We start from the raw sequence: 17,075 nt of genomic DNA, 5'->3' as shown, positions 1-17,075 counted from the left end.
TCTCTCCTCAGGCCTGAGCGGGAGCGGCAGACGCCGCTTCCGTCACGTCGACCTCGGGGAACAGGGTCTGACCATTCCGCTCGATCACGATCCAAGCCTTGCGCTTGCTGATCGGAGGGCATTCCTCGATCCGCACCAGGTCGCCGGGCTTGCAGATATTTTCCTCGTCATGCGCCGGATAGCGCTTCGACCGACGAATGAACTTCTTGTAAAGCGGGTGCATGACGCGACGCTCGACCAAGACCGTCACGGTCTTGTCCATCTTATCGCTTACCACCCGCCCTGACAGGACGCGTCTAGACATCGCCCTAATCTCCTCAGGCTTTAGCGGAAGCGCGTGTGCGCTCCGCGATGATGGTTTTGACTCGGGCGATTTCGCGCCGCACAGCCCGCACGCGGCCGACACTTTCGGTCTGCCCCGTAGCACGCTGGAACCGTAGGTTGAACTGCTCACGACGCAGGTCAACCAACTGCGCCTCCAGCTCGTCCGGAGTCTTCGTCCGGATGTCAGTCGCCTTGTTCGCCATGATCACGCCTCCCCGATACGGGTGACGAACTTGGTCTTGATCGGCAGCTTCGCCGCACCGAGCGTCAGCGCCTGCTGCGCGATGTCGGTGGGAACGCCGTCGATCTCGAACATGATGCGGCCAGGCTTGACCCGAGCCACCCAAAACTCGGGGCTACCCTTACCGGAGCCCATGCGCACTTCGGCGGGCTTCGCCGAAACGGGGACATCCGGAAAAATCCTGATCCACACGCGGCCGGCGCGCTTCATGTGACGCGTGATCGCCCGGCGAGCGGATTCGATCTGGCGCGCGGTAATGCGCTCGGGCTCCATGGCCTTGAGGCCAAAGGCACCGAACGTCAGCTGCGTGTTACCCTTGGCGAGGCCGTGGATACGGCCCTTGTGCGCCTTGCGGTATTTCGTGCGCTTGGGAGAAAGCATTGTCCGTGTCCAATCCTTACCGCTGCGGCGCCTGTTCGGCGGCCTTGCGGTCCTGCGCCATCGGATCGTGCGTCAGGATCTCACCCTTGAAGATCCAGACCTTCACGCCGCAGGTCCCATAAGTCGTCTTCGCCGTAGCAACACCGTAATCAATATCCGCGCGCAGCGTATGCAGCGGCACGCGACCTTCGCGGTACCATTCCATCCGCGCGATTTCGGCACCACCCAAACGGCCGCCGCAATTGATGCGGATACCCTGGGCCCCGAGGCGCATGGCGGACTGAACCGCACGCTTCATGGCGCGGCGGAAAGCCACGCGGCGCTCCAGCTGCTGCGCGATATTCTCGGCAACCAGCGTCGCGTCGATCTCAGGCTTGCGAATCTCCATGATGTTCAGGGAGACCTCGGCCTTCGCCATGTTGGTGAGATCCTTGCGCAGAACCTCGATATCCTGACCCTTCTTGCCGATCACCACGCCCGGGCGGGCGGCATAAATAGTGACGCGCGGCTTCTTCGCAGGACGCTCGATCACCACGCGGGAGACGCCCGCGCCGGAGAGCTTCTTGCGCAGATGCGTGCGCAGCTTCAGGTCGTCATGCAGCAGCTTCGCGTAGTCCTTCCCGGCGAACCAGCGGCTCTCCCAGGTACGGTTGATCCCGAGGCGAAGGCCGATCGGATTGACTTTATGACCCATATTACACGGCCTCCTGCTCGGAGGGCGCTGCTTCTTGCGCCCGCTCGGCAACGACGATCTTCAGGTGGCTGAACCACTTCTCGACGCGGGCGGCGCGGCCGCGGCCACGTGCATGGAACCGGCGCATCACGATCGAACGACCAACCTCAGCCTTGGTCACGACCAGGCGGTCGACGTCCAGCTGATGGTTGTTCTCGGCATTCGCAATCGCGCTCTGCAGCGCCTTGCGCACGTCGTTCGCGATGCGGCGCTTGCTGAAGGTCAGCTGCGCAACCGCGACGGATGCCGGCTTGTTCCGGATCAGCCCAGCGACGAGGTTCAGCTTGCGGGGGCTCACGCGCAGGTTACTGACCAGCGCCTGGGCTTCGGTCTCCGCGAGGGACCGGGGATGTTTCGGCTTGCTCATCGATCAGCCCCGCTTTGCCTTCTTGTCGGCCGAATGGCCCGTGAAGGTACGCGTCGGCGAGAATTCGCCGAACTTGTGCCCGACCATGTTCTCGTTGACCTGGACGGGCAGAAACTTGTGCCCGTTGTAGACTCCAAAGGTCAGGCCGATGAACTGCGGCAGGATCGTCGACCGACGGGACCAGATCTTGATGATTTCGTTGCGGCCCGAGGCGCGTGCGGCCTCGGCCTTGTTCAGGAGGTACCCGTCTACAAACGGGCCTTTCCAAACGGAGCGTGACATGGACTCAGCCCTTGCTCTTGTTGCGCCGGCGGATGATCAACTTGTCCGTCCGCTTGTTAACGCGAGTCTTATAGCCCTTGGTCGGCTTGCCCCACGGCGTCACCGGATGACGGCCACCCGAGGTGCGGCCTTCGCCACCGCCATGCGGGTGATCGACCGGGTTCATGACGACGCCGCGGTTATGCGGGCGGCGCCCCAGCCACCGCGAGCGGCCGGCCTTGCCGATATGGATGTTCGAGTTGTCCGGGTTGGACACTGCACCGATCGTCGCCATGCATTCGGCGCGCACGATACGCAGCTCACCCGACATCAGCTTGACCTGGGCGTAGCCCGCGTCCTTGCCCACGAGCTGGGCGAAGGTGCCGGCGGAACGCGCGACCTTGCCGCCTGCACCCGGCTTCATCTCGATATTGTGGATGATGGTGCCCACGGGGATCGCGGACATCGGCATCGCATTGCCCGGCTTGATGTCGGCGCGCTGGCCGGCCACCACCGAGTCACCCACCGCGAGACGCTGCGGCGCGACGATGTACGCAAGTTCACCGTCCTGATACTTGAGCAGGGCGATGAACGCGGTACGGTTCGGGTCATACTCGATCCGCTCGACCGTCGCCGGCACATCGAACTTGCGGCGCTTGAAATCGACGACGCGGTAGCTCTGCTTGTGTCCGCCGCCCCGGAAACGCACCGTGGTGTGGCCATGATTGTTGCGGCCGCCAGAGGAGGTCTTACCGACCGTCAAACCCTTGACCGGCTTGCCCTTCCACAGACCCTCGCGAGACACCAGAACGGTGCCGCGAAGGCTTGGGGTGACGGGATTAAATTGCTTCAGCGCCATGATCTATCCCCAAGAGCCTCAGGTGAGACTCGTCGTGAAGTCGATCGACTGGCCTTCGGCCAGCTGCACGATCGCCTTCTTGACATCCGCACGCTGGCCAGGCCGGCCGCGGAACCGCTTCATCTTGCCCTTCGTGACCATCGTGTTCACGCCGAGCACGGTGACGCCGAACAGGCTCTCCACCGCCGTCTTGATCTCGGGCTTGGTCGCACCGATGGCAACGCGGAACGAGACCTGGTTGCGCTCGCTCTGGACCGTCGCCTTTTCGGTGATGACCGGGCTGCGGATGACCTCGTAGATCGCCTCGCGGGACATCTTCTCGGCGCGCTTGCGCGCGTTGAAACCGGGGGTGCTCATGCTGCGCTCTCCGTCACGGTGGCGCCCTTGTCGGCGAGGCGCGCCGTCAGACCTTCCACACCGGCCGAGGTCACGACCAGAATGTCATGGCGCAGAATGTCGAGGACATTGGCGCCGATCGTCGGCAGCACGTCCACGCCGATCAGATTGCGGCTGGCGCGCAGGAAGCCCGCGTCCACATCCGCATCGATGAACAGCGCCGAGGTCCAGCCCAGTGCCCGCAGTTTGGTCGCGAGTTCCTTGGTCTTCTCCACACCAGCGGCGCGATCGATGACGATCAGCTTGCCGTCGGCCTGCTTCTGAGACAGGGCGGAGATGAGGCCGAGGCGGCGCACCTTCTTGGGCAGGTCGTAGCCATGGTCGCGCACCACCGGACCATGGACGACGCCACCGGTGCGGTACTGCGGCGAACGCAGGCTGCCCTGGCGGGCATTACCCGTGCCCTTCTGACGATAGGGCTTCTTGGTCGTGCCGGACACTTCCGCCATGCCCTTGACCTTGTGCGTGCCGGCGCGGCGACGGGCCTGCTGCCAATGCACGACACGGGCCATGATGTCGGCGCGCGGCGCGGTGCCGAAAATCTCGTCCGCTAGCTCAACCGAGCCGGCAGAGCCGTTATCGAGGGTTTTAATATCGATCTGCATGTCGCAATCCTCAGCCCACCAGCGCGGCGGGATAGGCAGCGTCTGCAGGGCGGGCGCGCTTGATCGCGTCACGCACCATGACATAGCCACCGACGGCACCCGGAACAGCGCCCTTCACCATGATAAGGCCCCGCTCGACATCCACGCCCGCGACCTCGAGATTGAGGGTCGTGATGCGCTCACCACCGAGATGGCCCGCCATCTTCTTGTTCTTGAAGGTCTTGCCGGGATCCTGGCGGTTACCCGTCGAACCCAGGCTGCGATGGCTGACGGACACGCCGTGGCTGGCCTCGAGACCCGCGAAGTTCCAGCGCTTCATGCCACCGGCGAAGCCCTTGCCCTTCGATGTACCAGCGACGTCGATCTTCTGGCCGACCGAGAAATGGGCAGCGGAGATCACCGCGCCCGGCTCGAGCAGCGCGTCATCCGCCACGCGGAATTCGACGATCTTCTTCGCGGGTTCCACCTTGGTCTTGGCGAAATGGCCACGATTCGGCTGGCTGACGTTCTTCACCTTGGCGAGACCCCAGCCGAGCTGGACAGCGGTATAGCCATCCAACTCTTGCGTACGGGTGGACACCACCCGCACCTGGTCGAGGTGCAGAACAGTGACGGGAACGTGGCTCCCGTCATCTTTGAAAAGCCGAGACATGCCCAGCTTTTTGGCGATCACTCCGGTGCGCATAGAGGCGGTCTTTCCAGGCTCAGATCTTGATCTCGACATCGACACCCGACGCGAGGTCGAGCTTCATCAGAGCGTCCACCGTCTGCGGTGTCGGCTCGACGATGTCGAGAAGGCGACGATGGGTCCGAATTTCGAACTGCTCGCGGCTCTTCTTATCAACATGGGGGGAGCGGTTCACCGTGAACCGCTCAATGTGCGTCGGCAGCGGGATCGGGCCGCGAACCCGGGCACCTGTACGCTTCGCCGTGTTCACGATCTCCTTTGTGCTCGAGTCGAGCACGCGGTGATCATACGCCTTCAGGCGAATGCGGATGTTTTGATTGTCCATCGTCAGGCTTCCAGTTTCGCGGCTTCAATCTCTTCCTAGCGCGGTCTTACGCGGTCACACTCGCAACCACGCCGGCGCCGACGGTGCGGCCACCTTCGCGGATCGCGAAGCGCAGACCGTCATCCATGGCGATCGGCGCAATCAGCTCGACATCCATCGACACGTTGTCGCCGGGCATCACCATTTCCGTGCCCTCGGGCAGGGAGACGACGCCGGTCACGTCGGTCGTGCGGAAGTAGAACTGGGGACGATAGTTGGTGAAGAACGGCGTGTGACGGCCACCCTCTTCCTTCGTCAGAATATAGGCTTCGGCCTTGAACTTGGTGTGCGGCGTGATCGAGCCGGGAGCCGCCAGAACCTGGCCGCGCTCGACGTCTTCACGCTTCGTGCCACGCAGCAGCGCGCCGATGTTGTCGCCGGCCTCGCCCTGATCGAGCAGCTTGCGGAACATTTCGACGCCCGTGCAGATGGTCTTCACGGTATTCTTGATGCCGACGATTTCGACTTCGTCGCCAACCTTCAGGATGCCGCGCTCGATACGGCCGGTGACGACGGTGCCACGGCCAGAGATCGAGAACACGTCTTCGATCGGCATCAGGAAGGGCAGGTTACGCGGACGCTCAGGCTGCGGGATGTAGCTGTCGACCGTCTCCATCAGCGCCAGGATCGCCTGCTCGCCGATTTCCGGGGTCTTGTCTTCCAGAGCGGCCAGGGCGGAACCCTTGGTGATCGGAATGTCGTCGCCGGGGAACTGGTAGGAGGACAGAAGCTCGCGCACTTCCATCTCCACGAGCTCGAGCAGCTCCGGATCGTCGACCATGTCGACCTTGTTCATGAACACGACCAGCGCCGGCACGCCGACCTGACGGGCGAGCAGGATGTGCTCGCGGGTCTGCGGCATCGGGCCGTCGGCGGAGGACACGACCAGGATCGCGCCGTCCATCTGCGCGGCACCCGTGATCATGTTCTTCACGTAGTCGGCATGGCCCGGGCAGTCGACATGGGCGTAGTGGCGCTTGGCGGTCTCGTATTCCACGTGCGCGGTGGAAATCGTGATGCCGCGGGCGCGCTCTTCCGGCGCCTTGTCGATCTGGTCATAGGCCGTGAAGGTCGCGCCACCAGCCTTTGCCAGCACTTTCGTGATGGCGGCGGTCAGCGAGGTCTTCCCATGGTCAACGTGACCAATGGTGCCGATGTTGCAGTGAGGCTTGTTACGCTCAAATTTGGCCTTAGCCATCGTCTTCTCTCCGTGAGCCGACTTGCTACCGACGTGTCAGGCTGAACTAATGTTACCAGCGATAATGGCTGAAAGCCTTGTTGGCTTCGGCCATACGGTGAGTATCTTCACGCTTCTTCACGGCGGCGCCGCGATTGTTCACGGCGTCCAACAGCTCGTTGGAAAGCCGATCCTCAAGGGTGTGCTCGCCGCGCTTGCGCGCCGAGTCGATGATCCACCGAATCGCCAAAGCCTGGCGACGCTCGGTGCGCACTTCGACGGGCACCTGATAGGTGGCACCACCAACGCGACGCGAGCGCACCTCAACGGTGGGCTTCACATTGTCCAGCGCCTCGTGGAACATGCGCACCGGATCGGCGCCATTGCCGCCACGACGCTTCAACGTGTCCAGGGCACCGTAGACGATGCTTTCCGCGGTGGACTTTTTGCCGTCATACATCAGCACGTTCATGAAACGTGTGATGACGACGTCGCCGAACTTCGCGTCCGGGAGAATATCGCGCTTAACTGCGCGGTGACGACGACTCATGACCTTGCCCTCTTACTTCGGACGCTTCGCGCCATACAGCGAACGGCGCTGACGGCGTTTGGCGATGCCCTGGGTGTCGAGCACGCCACGCAGGATGTGATAGCGGACGCCGGGAAGATCCTTCACGCGGCCACCACGGATCAGGACCACGCTGTGCTCCTGCAGGTTGTGGCCCTCACCAGGAATGTAGCTCACAACTTCGTAGCCGTTGGTGAGGCGCACCTTGGCGACCTTACGAAGCGCCGAGTTCGGCTTCTTCGGCGTGGTCGTATAGACGCGCGTGCAGACGCCACGCTTCTGCGGACAGCCCTGCAGAGCCGGCACCTTATTGCGCGCCTTGTTGGGTTCGCGCCCCTTAGCAATCAACTGGTTGATCGTCGGCATAGACCTCGTTTCCGATCTTCACATCCCGCCAAGGCCAACCTGCATCCGCACAAAAGGCCGCAATACAAGGAGACTTCCTTGCACGCGGTCTGCGTCCTTGCCGCGGTCTGAGCCTGGGGACAAAGTCCCTGGCGGCTCCGCAGCAGCGGATAATGCGAAAGCAGGCCTGAGCCCAAACGTTCTGTCTGGGGTCCGGCCGAGGGCGCGATACCTACGGGCCGAGGTGCTTGGAGTCAAGCGCGCAGCACCCGATCCGGACCGTTCAAGCCCCCGTACTTCGTGGAGGTGATATGCATCCGCGGCGAAGCGTCCGCTGCGGCCTCACGAAACCACGCATGGCGGGTCCGGTTAGAGTGTCTCGCCAAGGGCTTAGCTTATCGGCCATAAAGAAGGGAGACTTCCCTTCAGGATGGAGCGTAAGCGCATGGCCCTGCCGCCGACGGAAGCCGGGCAGCCCCCAGAGGTTGCAGCCACGGCCGCCGCAACGCCCGAGCAGCCGGCGGCCAATATGATGGCGCATATCGCCATGCGTGGAAATGTGCTCGGCCACGCGGGGGACTGGCTTGGGGAGCCCGGCAGCAACCGGGCGATCGAGGCGCTGCTCCTCGCGCCCGCGGCGGAGGGGCCGCCGCATCAAAGCCCGGCCCCGGAGTACCAGCTTCTATATAAAGAGGGTCTGCGCACGCCCTGGACGCCGGCAGGTCAGGTTTGCGGCAGCATGGGGCTGGGCCTGCCCTGCATAGGGGCGCGCTTCCGGCTGAGCGCCGAGACGGCGGCCTTCTTCGACTGCCGCTACGACGTCTCCTTCACCGATGGCACCCTGAAAGAGAACCTCGCCGATACCGAGATGGCAGAGGCCCCCGCCGGAGCGGCGGTGGCTGCCCTTCGCCTTCATGTCACCCCGCGCCCGGGCACACCGCTTATCGTGCTCAACGACATCGACCTGCGGCAGCCGCCCGCCTGGGACAGTTCGGACCGACCGGACGATCCCACAATCCGCCTGCGCCTGCTTTCCCCCGCCTTCCCGACGCGCCCGCCCACCATCCGGCACAGCGAGCGGATACCGCCGGGCCCAGCTGGCGCGATGAACGTGTCCTTCGCCCGTCGCGTCTTTCCCGGCCGGACGGTGACGCTGCGGATGATCGAAGACGCGATCGTGGTCAACGAAGGTATCGTCTTCGACCGCGATCTCAACCTCGTCGCCGGGACCGATCGGCTCTTCTCGGCCGCCGAAATCGCGGAGCACCGGGCTGCGGCAGAGGCAGGGCGCGAGCGCGGGCTCCGCCGCATCGCCGGCATCAGCGTGCTCTGCAAGTCGAAGGCGCCACAGAATTTCGGGCACTTCCTGGTCGAGATGTTCCCCAAAGCCTGGGTCGGCAGCCGACTGCTCAGCCAGCGCAATCCGTCCTTCATCGTGGCGGAGAGCGACGTCCTGCCCGTGGTCCGCGACGCGCTCGCCGGAATCGGCATCAATCCGTTCGCGGTCTCGGCGACCGACAACGCGCCGGTGCGCTGCGATACACTCGCGGTCATCGACGGCCTCACCCATCATGGCGTCTACCAGTCGCCGCTCTGCGCCCGGGCGCTCGCCGCGCTCGCAGCCCCCGTGGCGCCAGCCGGGCAGCGCAAGCTCTTCATCACCCGCCACGCGGCGACCCGCCCGCTGCATCATCAGGAGACGCTGGCAGCCGCCCTCGAGGCGAAGGGCTTCACCATCGCTGACCCCGCGCGCCTCTCGCTGCGCGAGCAGATCGCCCTCTTCAAGGGCGCCAATGTCATCGTCGGGCCGCTCGGCGCAGCTCTCACCAACATCGCCTTCTGCCGCCCCGGCAGCCGCGTCGTGGCACTGACGGCGCAAAGCTTCCCGGACACCTTCTTCTGGTTCCTCGCGCAGCATGCCGGGCTGTATTACGAGGAGATTCGCGGGCAGGACGTGTCTGGCACGCCGGATGCGCCACAATCCTGGAACGCCGGCTTTACGCTGGACGATGCGGATATCGCCTATCTCGCCTCGCTCTGACGGGCAGCGCAGGGTTCTCGGCAGCCGTACCGCATCCGGACGGGGGCCGCGACGCTCGCGGGCAAAGGCGTGACGGCGCTCCAACATGATCGGCAAGTCAGATCGCTCGCCGGGCGCGCCGGCGCAATTCATTGCCGAATCATTCCATAAATGGATGATGTTTTGATTTTACAACTTCAAGTAAAACTCTCTCTGATTTGGCCTCTACAAGACACCATTCCGTGAAATCTTCGGCATGCTGGTTATAACATTCATAACCACAGTGCCTGCGATGTGACAACTCTGCAACATACGTGACGCTATCTACATCCTTCGTGTTGCAGTTGTGTCGCTGCAGCGTTAATCGAATGTCAGCTTCGATGAGCGTTCACGCCCAGTCTCTGATCATCAGGTCGGGCCAACGACGAAAGCTGAATAGGAGATGATATGCGTAAATTGCTGTTAGGCTGCGCGGCAACGCTCACCGGCATGATCGGTTATGCGGGGCTCAACGCAGCTCACGCGCAGAGCGCGTCCAACACCCTGGCACCCGGTCAGATCACGGTCCGCCTCAACGGCCGCGTCAACTGGTATGCTGGCATTGAGTCGTCATCGCTCGACAACAACACCACGACCGGCGACAAGACCTCGACCGATAACTTCCTCGGCTATATGCGCCTCTATCCGGGTTTCGACGGCGTCGCCGCGAACGGCCTGCATTACGGTGCCGCTGCAGAAATCCGCATGAACAGCGGGCAGTCGGCCAGCAGCGAAACGCTCTATGTCTTCCAGGCCTACGGCTACCTCGGGCTGCCCGAAATCGGCCAGGTCAGCTTCGGCCAGCAGAACGGCCCCTCCGTCCTCTTCGAGACCGGCTTCTTCGAAGGCTTCAACGACGGTGGTTGGAACGGCGACATCGAAGGCATGGTCCCTTCCGCCGCCAACCCGGTCTATCCTTTCCCGGACAGCGGCAGCGCGTATGACCAGGCGACCAACAAGATCGTCTATCTCTCGCCCTCGCTCTCCGGCTTCCAGTTCGCCCTCGGCTTCACGCCGAATCAGACGGCGATGAACTACGCCCCGGCCACGACCTCCACCTCGACCCCGATCGTGGGCGGCATGCCGCGCAACATGCTCGACATCGGCGCGCAGTATACCAAGTCCTTCGGCCCCATGGGCGTGCAGCTCGGTGTCGACTACACGACCGCAGGCCAGGTCAACTACACCGGCGGCAACACCGGCTTCGTGACCAACTACAAGAACATGAACATCTTCACCGGCGGCGCCACAGTGACCTATGGCGGCCTGACCATCGGTGGCAACTCGGTCGTCGGCGCCTTCAACATGGCTGACGGCTTCACCTTCCAGCTCGAGCCGGATGGCGGCACCACCGCGGTCGGCTGGCTGGCCGGCGCGCAGTACACCATGGGGCCGATGGTCGTCGGTGCGAGCTTCTACCGCTTCACCCAGACCGGTGACCTGCCGGGCGGCATCGACGCCGGTTCCGGCGCCTCCATCACCTCCGACGGCCTCTCCACCGGCCAGCAGCAGAACAACGGTGTCGCCATCGGCGCCACCTATACCCTGGTGCCGGGCGTGAACCTCTTCGCCGACTACCTCTATGGCACGCGCCAGCAGGGCGGCTATGACTTCCAGACCGGCAATGCCGGCACGGACCACAACAATGTGCAGGCGCAGCTGTTCGGCGTCGGCACGCAGATCCAGTGGTAATCTGAACGGAAGAGGATCTCTCTCTTCCTTTCGAGACGGATCGGGACAGGGCCGGATGCGCAAGCATCCGGCCCTGTCTGCTTTGTGGCGCCTGCTTTCTGGCGCCGAGCGGATTGCCCTGCCCGGCTCGCCCCTCTAGCCTGCCGGAAAGAAGAGAGGCGACCGGCCCACCCGGGCCGCGCCCCCAGTCCGAGAGCCGCCTGATGCATGAGCAAGACATTCTGAGCGACATGTTCGCGGCAGCCCTCCGCGCCGCCGATGCCGAAGCAGCTCTCCTCCCCCATCTCCCGAAGCCGCCGCCTGGCCGCACCATCGTGCTCGGTGCCGGCAAGGCGGCGGCGGCCATGGCCCGCGCCGTCGAGCGGCATTGGCCCGAGGACCGGCCGCTTTCCGGCCTCGTCATCACCCGCTACGGCCACGGCGTCGGTGCCCTGAAACGAATCGCAGTGGTCGAGGCCAGCCATCCCGTGCCGGACGCGGCCGGGGAGGCCGCCGCAGCCCGCATCCTCGCTCTCGCCCAAGGACTGTCCGAGGACGATCTCGTCCTCTGCCTCATTTCGGGCGGCGGCTCTGCGCTTCTCGCTTTGCCCGCCCCCGGCCTGTCTCTCGCCGACAAACAGGGCGTCAATCGCGCGCTGCTCAAAAGCGGCGCCGCGATCGACGAGATGAACGCTGTGCGCAAGCACCTCTCCGCCATCAAGGGCGGCAGGCTTGCCGCCGCCGCGGCTCCCGCCCGCGTTGTGACGCTGACCATATCCGACGTGCCGGGGGACGATCCCTCCGTCATCGCCTCGGGCCCGACCGTGCCCGACCCTTCCACCCTCGCCGATGCCCGTGGCGTTCTCGCCCATTACCGAATCGCCGTGCCGCCCGCCGTTACGGCCCGGCTCGCCGATCCGGCGGCCGAGACGCCGAAGCCCGGAGATGCCGTCTTCCGTCGCGCCGAAACGCATGTCGTGGCGGGCCCCCAGGCCGCCTTGGAAGCGGCGGCGGCGGTGGCGCGGGCCGCCGGGATCACGCCCCTTATCCTCGGCAATGCGATCGAGGGCGAGGCGGTGGAGGTGGCTCGCGTCATGGCGGGCATCGCGCGGCAATGCGCGGCCTACGGCCAGCCTGTCCGGCCGCCCTGTGTGCTCCTGTCCGGTGGCGAGACGACGGTCACCGTCCGCGGCAAGGGTCGCGGCGGGCGCAACGCCGAATTTCTTCTCGGCCTCGCGGTGGCCCTGGGCGGCGCACCCGGCATCCATGCCATCGCCTGCGACACGGATGGGATCGACGGCACGGAGGACAATGCCGGCGCCGTCATCGGCCCCGATACGCTCGCCCGCGCGGCAGCCCTCGGCATCGACCCGAAGGAGGCGCTGCGCGACAATGACGGCTACAGCGTCTTCCAGTCTTTGGGCGATCTCATCGTCACCGGACCGACGCTCACCAATGTCAACGACTTCCGCGCCATCCTGATCTTGGAAGACGCAGGGGCGTAAGCCGAGAGAAGGACAGGAACCATGCCCGAGACCCTCATCCCCGGCCGTTTCGCGGGCCAGACCGCCATTGTCACTGGCGGCGCGGCCGGCATCGGACTCGCCGTCGCTGCCCGGATCACCGCGGAAGGCGGGCGCGTCTCGCTGTGGGATCGCGATTCGGCGCGCCTTGAGGAGGCGCGGCGGGACATCGGCGCGGCGGATATCCAGGCGCTCGATATTTCGGATGCCGCCTCCGTGGCGCGGGCGGCCGAAGCCTCGGCGGCGGCACTCGGCGGCACGGATGTCCTTGTCTGCAGCGCCGGCATTACCGGACCCAATACGCCGCTCGCCGATTATCCGGTGGCGGATTGGCAACAGGTGATCAACGTCAACCTCAACGGGCTTTTCTACTGCAACAAATTCGTGGTGCCCCAGATGCTCGCCGGTGGTTACGGCCGTATCGTCAATATCGCCTCGGTGGCGGGCAAGGAGGGCAACCCCAACGCCTCCGCCTACAGCACTTCCAAAGCGGGGGTCATCGGGCTGACCAAGTCGCTCGGCAAGGAACTCGCGAAGACCGAGATCCGGGTCAACTGCGTCACCCCGGCCGCCGTTCGCACCGCGATCTTCGCGCAGATGACCCAGGCCCATATCGACTTCATGCTGTCGAAAATCCCGATCGGCCGCTTCGGCGAGATCGAGGAAGTGACCTCCCTGGTCTGCTGGCTCGCCAGCCGGGAGGCCTCCTTCAGCACCGGCGCGGTCTTCGATATTTCAGGCGGCCGCGCAACCTACTGATCGAACCGGCCTATTCGGCCGGCACAGGGGTCGACGCAGGGGCGGCCAGCGCGCCATGCGAGAGCACCAGGCGGCGGTCGTGCATGGCCGCCACCGTCTCGCGATGGGCGATGGAGACGAGTGTGGTTTCCGGCAGACGCTCGCGCAGCAGTCGGTAGAGCGCGGCCTCGCCCTCGGGGTCTAGGCTCGCCGTCGCCTCGTCCAGGAACAGCCAATCGGGCTTGAGGAGCAGCGCGCGGGCAACGGCAAGCCGCTGCTGCTCGCCGCCCGAGAGGGTCTGCTGCCAGTTCCGCCGCTCCTCCAGCTGCGGCAGCAGATGGGCGAGGCCGCAATCGGTGAGAGCGGCTGCCAGCGCCGCATCGGGCACCGTCACAGGATCGAGCGGATAGGTCGCCACCCGGCGCAGCGTGCCGAGCGGCATATAGGCCCGCTGCGGCAGGAAAAGGCAGCGCCCCGCCGGCAGGGTGATGCTGCCGTCGGCATAGGGCCAGATGCCCGCGAAGGCCCGGAAGAGGGTGGATTTGCCCGAGCCCGAGGCGCCGGTGATGACGATGGACTGGCCGGGATGCAGGCGCAGATTGGCCGTCTCCATCAGCACCTGCCCGTCGGGCAGGGAGAGGCGCACGCCGTCCATCACCAGATCCGTGCCTTCCTGCTTCATGGCGGCGCCATCGGCCATGTGCAGCCGGGCTTCCTCGATCGAGCGGCGGAAGGTGCCGAGACGTTCGACCGTCGCACTCCAGGAGGCGAGGGTCGAATAGTTCGAGACGAACCAGGAGAGGGAAGACTGCACCTGGCCGAAGGCGTCGCTGATCCGTGTCAGCACGCCGAGTGCGATGGCGCCCGAGAAATAGCGCGGCGCCGCGACGACGAAGGGAAAGACATTCGCGATCTGGCCGTAGCCGGTGGTCAGCATGTTAAGCGCCTTGGTCCGGCGCATGATCGCCCACCAGTTCTCGACCACGAAGCGGAAGCGGCCGGTCAGCTCCCCGCGCTCCTCCTGCTCACCGGCGTAAAGGGCGACACCCTCCGTATTCTCACGCAGGCGCATCAGGGCAAAACGGAAATCCGCTTCCACCCGCTGCTGATTGAAGGTGAGGCGCACCAGCGGCCGGCCGATGAGATGGGTGAGCCAGGTGCCGACCACGGCGTAGATCAGCGCGACCCAGACCATGTAGCCCGGGATCGTCACGCCGAGGAGGGTGATGGAGCCGGACAATGCCCAGAGAATGCCGAGGAAGCTGAACAGCGTGACGACGTTCGACATCAGGTCGAGCGTCAGGCTGAGCGTGCCCGTGACAAAGTTCGCGATATCCTCGCTGATACGCTGATCGGGGTTGTCGGTGCCCTCGCCGCCAGGCTTGGAAGTCAGGCTCATGCGGTAATAGGTGCGGTCGCCGATCCAATCATCGAGATAGCGGCCGGTCAGCCAGCGGCGCCAGCGGATCTGCAGCCCCTGGCTGAGGAAGGTCGCGTAGACGGCGACGAGGATATAGACCACGGCGATGCTGCAGAAGCCGGGCAGGAAGCCGTGCGGCGTCTTCTTGTAAAGGAAGATCAGCTGGATGAAGGAATGCCAGTCCTTGCCCTGGATCGCGTCGAAAAAGGCGCCGTTCCAGAAGTTCAGCACCACCGTCATGCCAACCAGCGAGAGGTTCAGCAGCACGGTCGCGATGAGCAGGGTCAGCGCGATCCAGCGCTCCTCGGATCGGAAGTAGGGGATGGAGAGAAGCCAGGCATCCTTGAGAACCGGCCCCACGCGGCGCATCGCTCGGCGCATGTTCGGATCCTATCGGCTGTCGGGATCGGTCTGGTCGGTCTCAGGCTGCTCAGCCTCCGCGGGCGCATCCTTCAGTCGAAGGCGGATGACCCCCTTGATCGCCGAAGGCTCGATCGGCTTGCCGTGGCGCAGAATCTCGATCTGCCCCTTCTCGGCGAGCCGGCGGGCGGCGGCGCGGATATGGTTGAGAAGCGGCCGCCAGTTCTCGGCCAGTTGCTGGGCGACATCCGTGGGCGTGAAGGATTTTCCGGGGCCATGCTGCGCCGCCAGATGGAGGATCGCCGCCTCGTAGGTCGCTCCCGCCTCGGCAGGCTTCGCGGCCGGTTTCGCGTCGGTATTGGGATCGGTCATGAAATTGCGCGGAAGCCCCCAGTGAAATCGGGAGCGACCTAACCACGACACTTCGGCGCCGTCACGGTCTGCGACATGTCTTTTCAGTTAGAGTAGAGGGAGCCCGGCACGACTCCTTCGGCTGCGCCAGGCCCTCTCCCGGTTCCGGCGATCAGCTGCTGGTCGCCCAACCATGCTGGTGAACCAAGCCGTCATCGTAGAAGTCGTTCATCGGGTGATCCGCTAGCCCTTCTTTTCGCCCGTCATGGAACTGCGCCGTCTCGGTGCTGCCGGCCATGGCGCTGGTGGAGGATCGGCCCCCCGAAGCCGCCATTGCAACGGCATCGAACCAGCTGGTGCCGACCTCCCGCTGGTGGCGGGTCGCCGTATAACCCTCCGCCTCGGAGGCGAATTCCGCCTGCTGCAGCTCCGAATAGGCTGCCATCCCGCGCGCCGCATAGCCGCGCGCCAGCGTGAACATGGAATGGTTCAGGCTGTGGAAGCCCGCAAGCGTCACGAACTGAAAGCGGTAGCCCATGCCGCCCAGCGCCTGCTGGAAATAGGCGATCTTCTCCGGCGGCAGCTTCTTCGCCCAATTGAAGCTCGGTGAGCAGTTATAGGCGAGGAGCTTGCCCGGGAAGCGGGCATGGATCGCACGGGCGAAGCGTTCGGCCTCCTCGAGATCGGGCTCGCTCGTCTCCCACCACAGAAGATCGGCATAGGGCGCATAGGCAAGGCTGCGGGCGATGGCATAATCCACGCCGCGACCTGGCGCTACGCGGAAGAAGCCCTCTGCCGTCCGCTGTCCCGAGAGGAAGGGCCGGTCGCGCTCGTCCACGTCCGCCGTCAGCAACTGGGCGGAATGGGCGTCCGTTCGGCAGATCAGCACCGTCGGGACACCCTCGATATCGGCCGCGAGCCGGGCCGCGTTCAGGGTGCGGATATGCTGGCTGATCGGCACCAGCACCTTGCCGCCGAGATGGCCGCACTTCTTCTCGGACGCCAGCTGATCCTCGAAATGCACACCCGCAGCTCCGGCCTCAATCATCGCGCGCATGAGCTCGAAGGCGTTCAGCGGGCCGCCGAAACCGGCCTCGGCATCGGCGATGATCGGCGCCATCCAGTGGATGGAGCAGTCGCCCTCCTGCGTCGCGATCTGGTCCGCCCGGCGCAGCGCGTTATTGATGCGGCGGATCACGATCGGCACCGAATTGGCGGGATAGAGCGACTGGTCAGGATACATCTCGCCTGCCTGGTTGGCGTCCGCCGCCACCTGCCAGCCGGAGAGGTAGATCGCCTGGAGCCCGGCGCGGACCTGTTGAACCGCCTGGTTGCCCGTCAGCGCGCCGAGCGCCGGCACATAGGCTTCCGTATGCAGCAGATGCCACAGGCGCTGGGCGCCGCGCTCGGCCAGGGTATGGCGGATGCGGAAGGAGCCGCTGAGGCGGGCGACCTCCTCCGGTCCGTAGTCCCGCCGGATTCCGGCGAAACGGTCATCCGGCTCCCCCGCCCCGATGTTAAGTCCTTCGGGCGCATGGGGGATAATTTGTTTCTTGATCATTGTGTCCTCCCAAAACTTGGCGTGGTGAATTATTAACTGTGCCACGCGGGAATGGGCGGGAATTCAGGCCGGCGAATCGGTAA

At 64.9% G+C, this 17,075-nt stretch carries 21 protein-coding genes; 4 read left to right on the top strand and 17 right to left on the bottom strand.

Annotated features, from left to right (window positions below):
* Window positions 1-7 precede the first annotated feature (7 nt).
* Genes rpsQ through rpsL form a run of 14 tightly spaced genes read right to left on the bottom strand, consistent with a single transcriptional unit; the run spans window position 8 to window position 7,330 of the window.
* Window positions 8-304, bottom strand: coding sequence for a 30S ribosomal protein S17 (gene rpsQ / locus VL752_RS10705; RefSeq protein ID WP_325354964.1), 297 nt, complete (start codon window positions 302-304; stop codon window positions 8-10).
* 13 nt (window positions 305-317) lie between these two features.
* On the bottom strand, window positions 318-527 hold the full coding sequence (gene rpmC / locus VL752_RS10700) for a 50S ribosomal protein L29 (RefSeq protein ID WP_325354962.1): 210 nt from the start codon (window positions 525-527) through the stop codon (window positions 318-320).
* A 2-nt stretch (window positions 528-529) separates the two neighbouring features.
* Window positions 530-946: a 50S ribosomal protein L16 gene (gene rplP / locus VL752_RS10695; RefSeq protein WP_325354960.1), complete on the bottom strand. Its 417-nt coding sequence runs from the start codon at window positions 944-946 to the stop codon at window positions 530-532.
* A 16-nt stretch (window positions 947-962) separates the two neighbouring features.
* Window positions 963-1,640, bottom strand: a complete 678-nt coding sequence (rpsC, locus tag VL752_RS10690) for a 30S ribosomal protein S3 (RefSeq protein WP_325354958.1) — start codon at window positions 1,638-1,640, stop codon at window positions 963-965.
* Window position 1,641: 1 nt separating this feature from the next.
* Window positions 1,642-2,046 (bottom strand): 50S ribosomal protein L22, encoded by a 405-nt coding sequence (gene rplV, locus VL752_RS10685; protein ID WP_325354956.1) that lies wholly within the window; start codon window positions 2,044-2,046, stop codon window positions 1,642-1,644.
* 3 nt (window positions 2,047-2,049) lie between these two features.
* Complete coding sequence (gene rpsS / locus VL752_RS10680) at window positions 2,050-2,328, bottom strand: 30S ribosomal protein S19 (protein WP_227307419.1); 279 nt, start codon at window positions 2,326-2,328, stop codon at window positions 2,050-2,052.
* A 4-nt stretch (window positions 2,329-2,332) separates the two neighbouring features.
* Window positions 2,333-3,166 carry a 50S ribosomal protein L2 gene (gene rplB / locus VL752_RS10675; protein WP_325354952.1) on the bottom strand — a complete coding sequence of 278 codons (834 nt, stop codon included), beginning with the start codon at window positions 3,164-3,166 and terminating at the stop codon, window positions 2,333-2,335.
* An 18-nt stretch (window positions 3,167-3,184) separates the two neighbouring features.
* Window positions 3,185-3,481, bottom strand: coding sequence for a 50S ribosomal protein L23 (locus tag VL752_RS10670; RefSeq protein ID WP_325355002.1), 297 nt, complete (start codon window positions 3,479-3,481; stop codon window positions 3,185-3,187).
* Between the two features lie 38 nt (window positions 3,482-3,519).
* Window positions 3,520-4,167 (bottom strand): 50S ribosomal protein L4, encoded by a 648-nt coding sequence (gene rplD, locus VL752_RS10665; protein ID WP_325354950.1) that lies wholly within the window; start codon window positions 4,165-4,167, stop codon window positions 3,520-3,522.
* 10 nt (window positions 4,168-4,177) lie between these two features.
* On the bottom strand, window positions 4,178-4,852 hold the full coding sequence (gene rplC / locus VL752_RS10660) for a 50S ribosomal protein L3 (protein WP_325354948.1): 675 nt from the start codon (window positions 4,850-4,852) through the stop codon (window positions 4,178-4,180).
* A 19-nt stretch (window positions 4,853-4,871) separates the two neighbouring features.
* Window positions 4,872-5,180: a 30S ribosomal protein S10 gene (rpsJ, locus tag VL752_RS10655; RefSeq protein WP_325354946.1), complete on the bottom strand. Its 309-nt coding sequence runs from the start codon at window positions 5,178-5,180 to the stop codon at window positions 4,872-4,874.
* Window positions 5,181-5,226: 46 nt separating this feature from the next.
* Complete coding sequence (gene tuf / locus VL752_RS10650; RefSeq protein ID WP_325354945.1) at window positions 5,227-6,417, bottom strand: elongation factor Tu; 1,191 nt, start codon at window positions 6,415-6,417, stop codon at window positions 5,227-5,229.
* Window positions 6,418-6,469: 52 nt separating this feature from the next.
* Window positions 6,470-6,946 (bottom strand): 30S ribosomal protein S7, encoded by a 477-nt coding sequence (rpsG, locus tag VL752_RS10645; protein WP_325354943.1) that lies wholly within the window; start codon window positions 6,944-6,946, stop codon window positions 6,470-6,472.
* Window positions 6,947-6,958: 12 nt separating this feature from the next.
* A complete protein-coding gene (gene rpsL / locus VL752_RS10640; RefSeq protein ID WP_011631258.1) occupies window positions 6,959-7,330 on the bottom strand; it encodes a 30S ribosomal protein S12 in 372 nt (123 codons plus the stop codon).
* Window positions 7,331-7,754: 424 nt separating this feature from the next.
* Between rpsL and VL752_RS10635 the strand changes: the two genes are divergently transcribed.
* The 4 genes from VL752_RS10635 to VL752_RS10620 all read left to right on the top strand — a co-directional run bounded on the left by VL752_RS10635 (window position 7,755) and on the right by VL752_RS10620 (window position 13,321).
* On the top strand, window positions 7,755-9,350 hold the full coding sequence (locus tag VL752_RS10635; protein ID WP_325354940.1) for a glycosyltransferase family 61 protein: 1,596 nt from the start codon (window positions 7,755-7,757) through the stop codon (window positions 9,348-9,350).
* Window positions 9,351-9,776: 426 nt separating this feature from the next.
* On the top strand, window positions 9,777-11,060 hold the full coding sequence (locus VL752_RS10630; RefSeq protein ID WP_325354938.1) for a porin: 1,284 nt from the start codon (window positions 9,777-9,779) through the stop codon (window positions 11,058-11,060).
* A 203-nt stretch (window positions 11,061-11,263) separates the two neighbouring features.
* Window positions 11,264-12,544 carry a glycerate kinase type-2 family protein gene (locus VL752_RS10625; RefSeq protein ID WP_325354936.1) on the top strand — a complete coding sequence of 427 codons (1,281 nt, stop codon included), beginning with the start codon at window positions 11,264-11,266 and terminating at the stop codon, window positions 12,542-12,544.
* 21 nt (window positions 12,545-12,565) lie between these two features.
* A complete protein-coding gene (locus VL752_RS10620) occupies window positions 12,566-13,321 on the top strand; it encodes an SDR family NAD(P)-dependent oxidoreductase (protein WP_325354934.1) in 756 nt (251 codons plus the stop codon).
* A 10-nt stretch (window positions 13,322-13,331) separates the two neighbouring features.
* On the opposite strand, the gene VL752_RS10615 is transcribed toward VL752_RS10620, so the two are convergent.
* The 3 genes from VL752_RS10615 to aceA all read right to left on the bottom strand — a co-directional run bounded on the left by VL752_RS10615 (window position 13,332) and on the right by aceA (window position 16,992).
* Complete coding sequence (locus VL752_RS10615; RefSeq protein ID WP_325354932.1) at window positions 13,332-15,101, bottom strand: ABC transporter ATP-binding protein/permease; 1,770 nt, start codon at window positions 15,099-15,101, stop codon at window positions 13,332-13,334.
* Window positions 15,102-15,110: 9 nt separating this feature from the next.
* The gene (locus VL752_RS10610; protein WP_325354930.1) at window positions 15,111-15,452 is read right to left on the bottom strand and encodes a DUF3253 domain-containing protein; all 342 of its coding nucleotides are present in this window, start codon (window positions 15,450-15,452) and stop codon (window positions 15,111-15,113) included.
* A gap of 151 nt (window positions 15,453-15,603) precedes the next feature.
* Window positions 15,604-16,992: an isocitrate lyase gene (aceA, locus tag VL752_RS10605; RefSeq protein WP_325354928.1), complete on the bottom strand. Its 1,389-nt coding sequence runs from the start codon at window positions 16,990-16,992 to the stop codon at window positions 15,604-15,606.
* Between the last annotated feature and the right edge of the window lie 83 nt (window positions 16,993-17,075).

It is taken from the genome of Acidisoma sp. (assembly GCF_035492295.1).
Lineage (GTDB): Bacteria > Pseudomonadota > Alphaproteobacteria > Acetobacterales > Acetobacteraceae > Acidisoma.
Note: the sequence above shows the minus strand (reverse complement) of the source record. Positions and strands in the feature narration are given on the sequence as shown.

Excerpts from the sequence above, each read along its gene's own strand:
- rpsQ (WP_325354964.1), bottom strand. The coding sequence starts at position 304 with ATGTCTAGACGCGTCCTGTCAGGGCGGGTGGTAAGCGATAAGATGGAC.
- rpmC (WP_325354962.1), bottom strand. The coding sequence starts at position 527 with ATGGCGAACAAGGCGACTGACATCCGGACGAAGACTCCGGACGAGCTG.
- rplP (WP_325354960.1), bottom strand. The coding sequence starts at position 946 with ATGCTTTCTCCCAAGCGCACGAAATACCGCAAGGCGCACAAGGGCCGT.
- rpsC (WP_325354958.1), bottom strand. The coding sequence starts at position 1,640 with ATGGGTCATAAAGTCAATCCGATCGGCCTTCGCCTCGGGATCAACCGT.
- rplV (WP_325354956.1), bottom strand. The coding sequence starts at position 2,046 with ATGAGCAAGCCGAAACATCCCCGGTCCCTCGCGGAGACCGAAGCCCAG.
- rpsS (WP_227307419.1), bottom strand. The coding sequence starts at position 2,328 with ATGTCACGCTCCGTTTGGAAAGGCCCGTTTGTAGACGGGTACCTCCTG.
- rplB (WP_325354952.1), bottom strand. The coding sequence starts at position 3,166 with ATGGCGCTGAAGCAATTTAATCCCGTCACCCCAAGCCTTCGCGGCACC.
- VL752_RS10670 (WP_325355002.1), bottom strand. The coding sequence starts at position 3,481 with ATGTCCCGCGAGGCGATCTACGAGGTCATCCGCAGCCCGGTCATCACC.
- rplD (WP_325354950.1), bottom strand. The coding sequence starts at position 4,167 with ATGCAGATCGATATTAAAACCCTCGATAACGGCTCTGCCGGCTCGGTT.
- rplC (WP_325354948.1), bottom strand. The coding sequence starts at position 4,852 with ATGCGCACCGGAGTGATCGCCAAAAAGCTGGGCATGTCTCGGCTTTTC.
- rpsJ (WP_325354946.1), bottom strand. The coding sequence starts at position 5,180 with ATGGACAATCAAAACATCCGCATTCGCCTGAAGGCGTATGATCACCGC.
- tuf (WP_325354945.1), bottom strand. The coding sequence starts at position 6,417 with ATGGCTAAGGCCAAATTTGAGCGTAACAAGCCTCACTGCAACATCGGC.
- rpsG (WP_325354943.1), bottom strand. The coding sequence starts at position 6,946 with ATGAGTCGTCGTCACCGCGCAGTTAAGCGCGATATTCTCCCGGACGCG.
- rpsL (WP_011631258.1), bottom strand. The coding sequence starts at position 7,330 with ATGCCGACGATCAACCAGTTGATTGCTAAGGGGCGCGAACCCAACAAG.
- VL752_RS10635 (WP_325354940.1), top strand. The coding sequence starts at position 7,755 with ATGGCCCTGCCGCCGACGGAAGCCGGGCAGCCCCCAGAGGTTGCAGCC.
- VL752_RS10630 (WP_325354938.1), top strand. The coding sequence starts at position 9,777 with ATGCGTAAATTGCTGTTAGGCTGCGCGGCAACGCTCACCGGCATGATC.
- VL752_RS10625 (WP_325354936.1), top strand. The coding sequence starts at position 11,264 with ATGCATGAGCAAGACATTCTGAGCGACATGTTCGCGGCAGCCCTCCGC.
- VL752_RS10620 (WP_325354934.1), top strand. The coding sequence starts at position 12,566 with ATGCCCGAGACCCTCATCCCCGGCCGTTTCGCGGGCCAGACCGCCATT.
- VL752_RS10615 (WP_325354932.1), bottom strand. The coding sequence starts at position 15,101 with ATGCGCCGAGCGATGCGCCGCGTGGGGCCGGTTCTCAAGGATGCCTGG.
- VL752_RS10610 (WP_325354930.1), bottom strand. The coding sequence starts at position 15,452 with ATGACCGATCCCAATACCGACGCGAAACCGGCCGCGAAGCCTGCCGAG.
- aceA (WP_325354928.1), bottom strand. The coding sequence starts at position 16,992 with ATGATCAAGAAACAAATTATCCCCCATGCGCCCGAAGGACTTAACATC.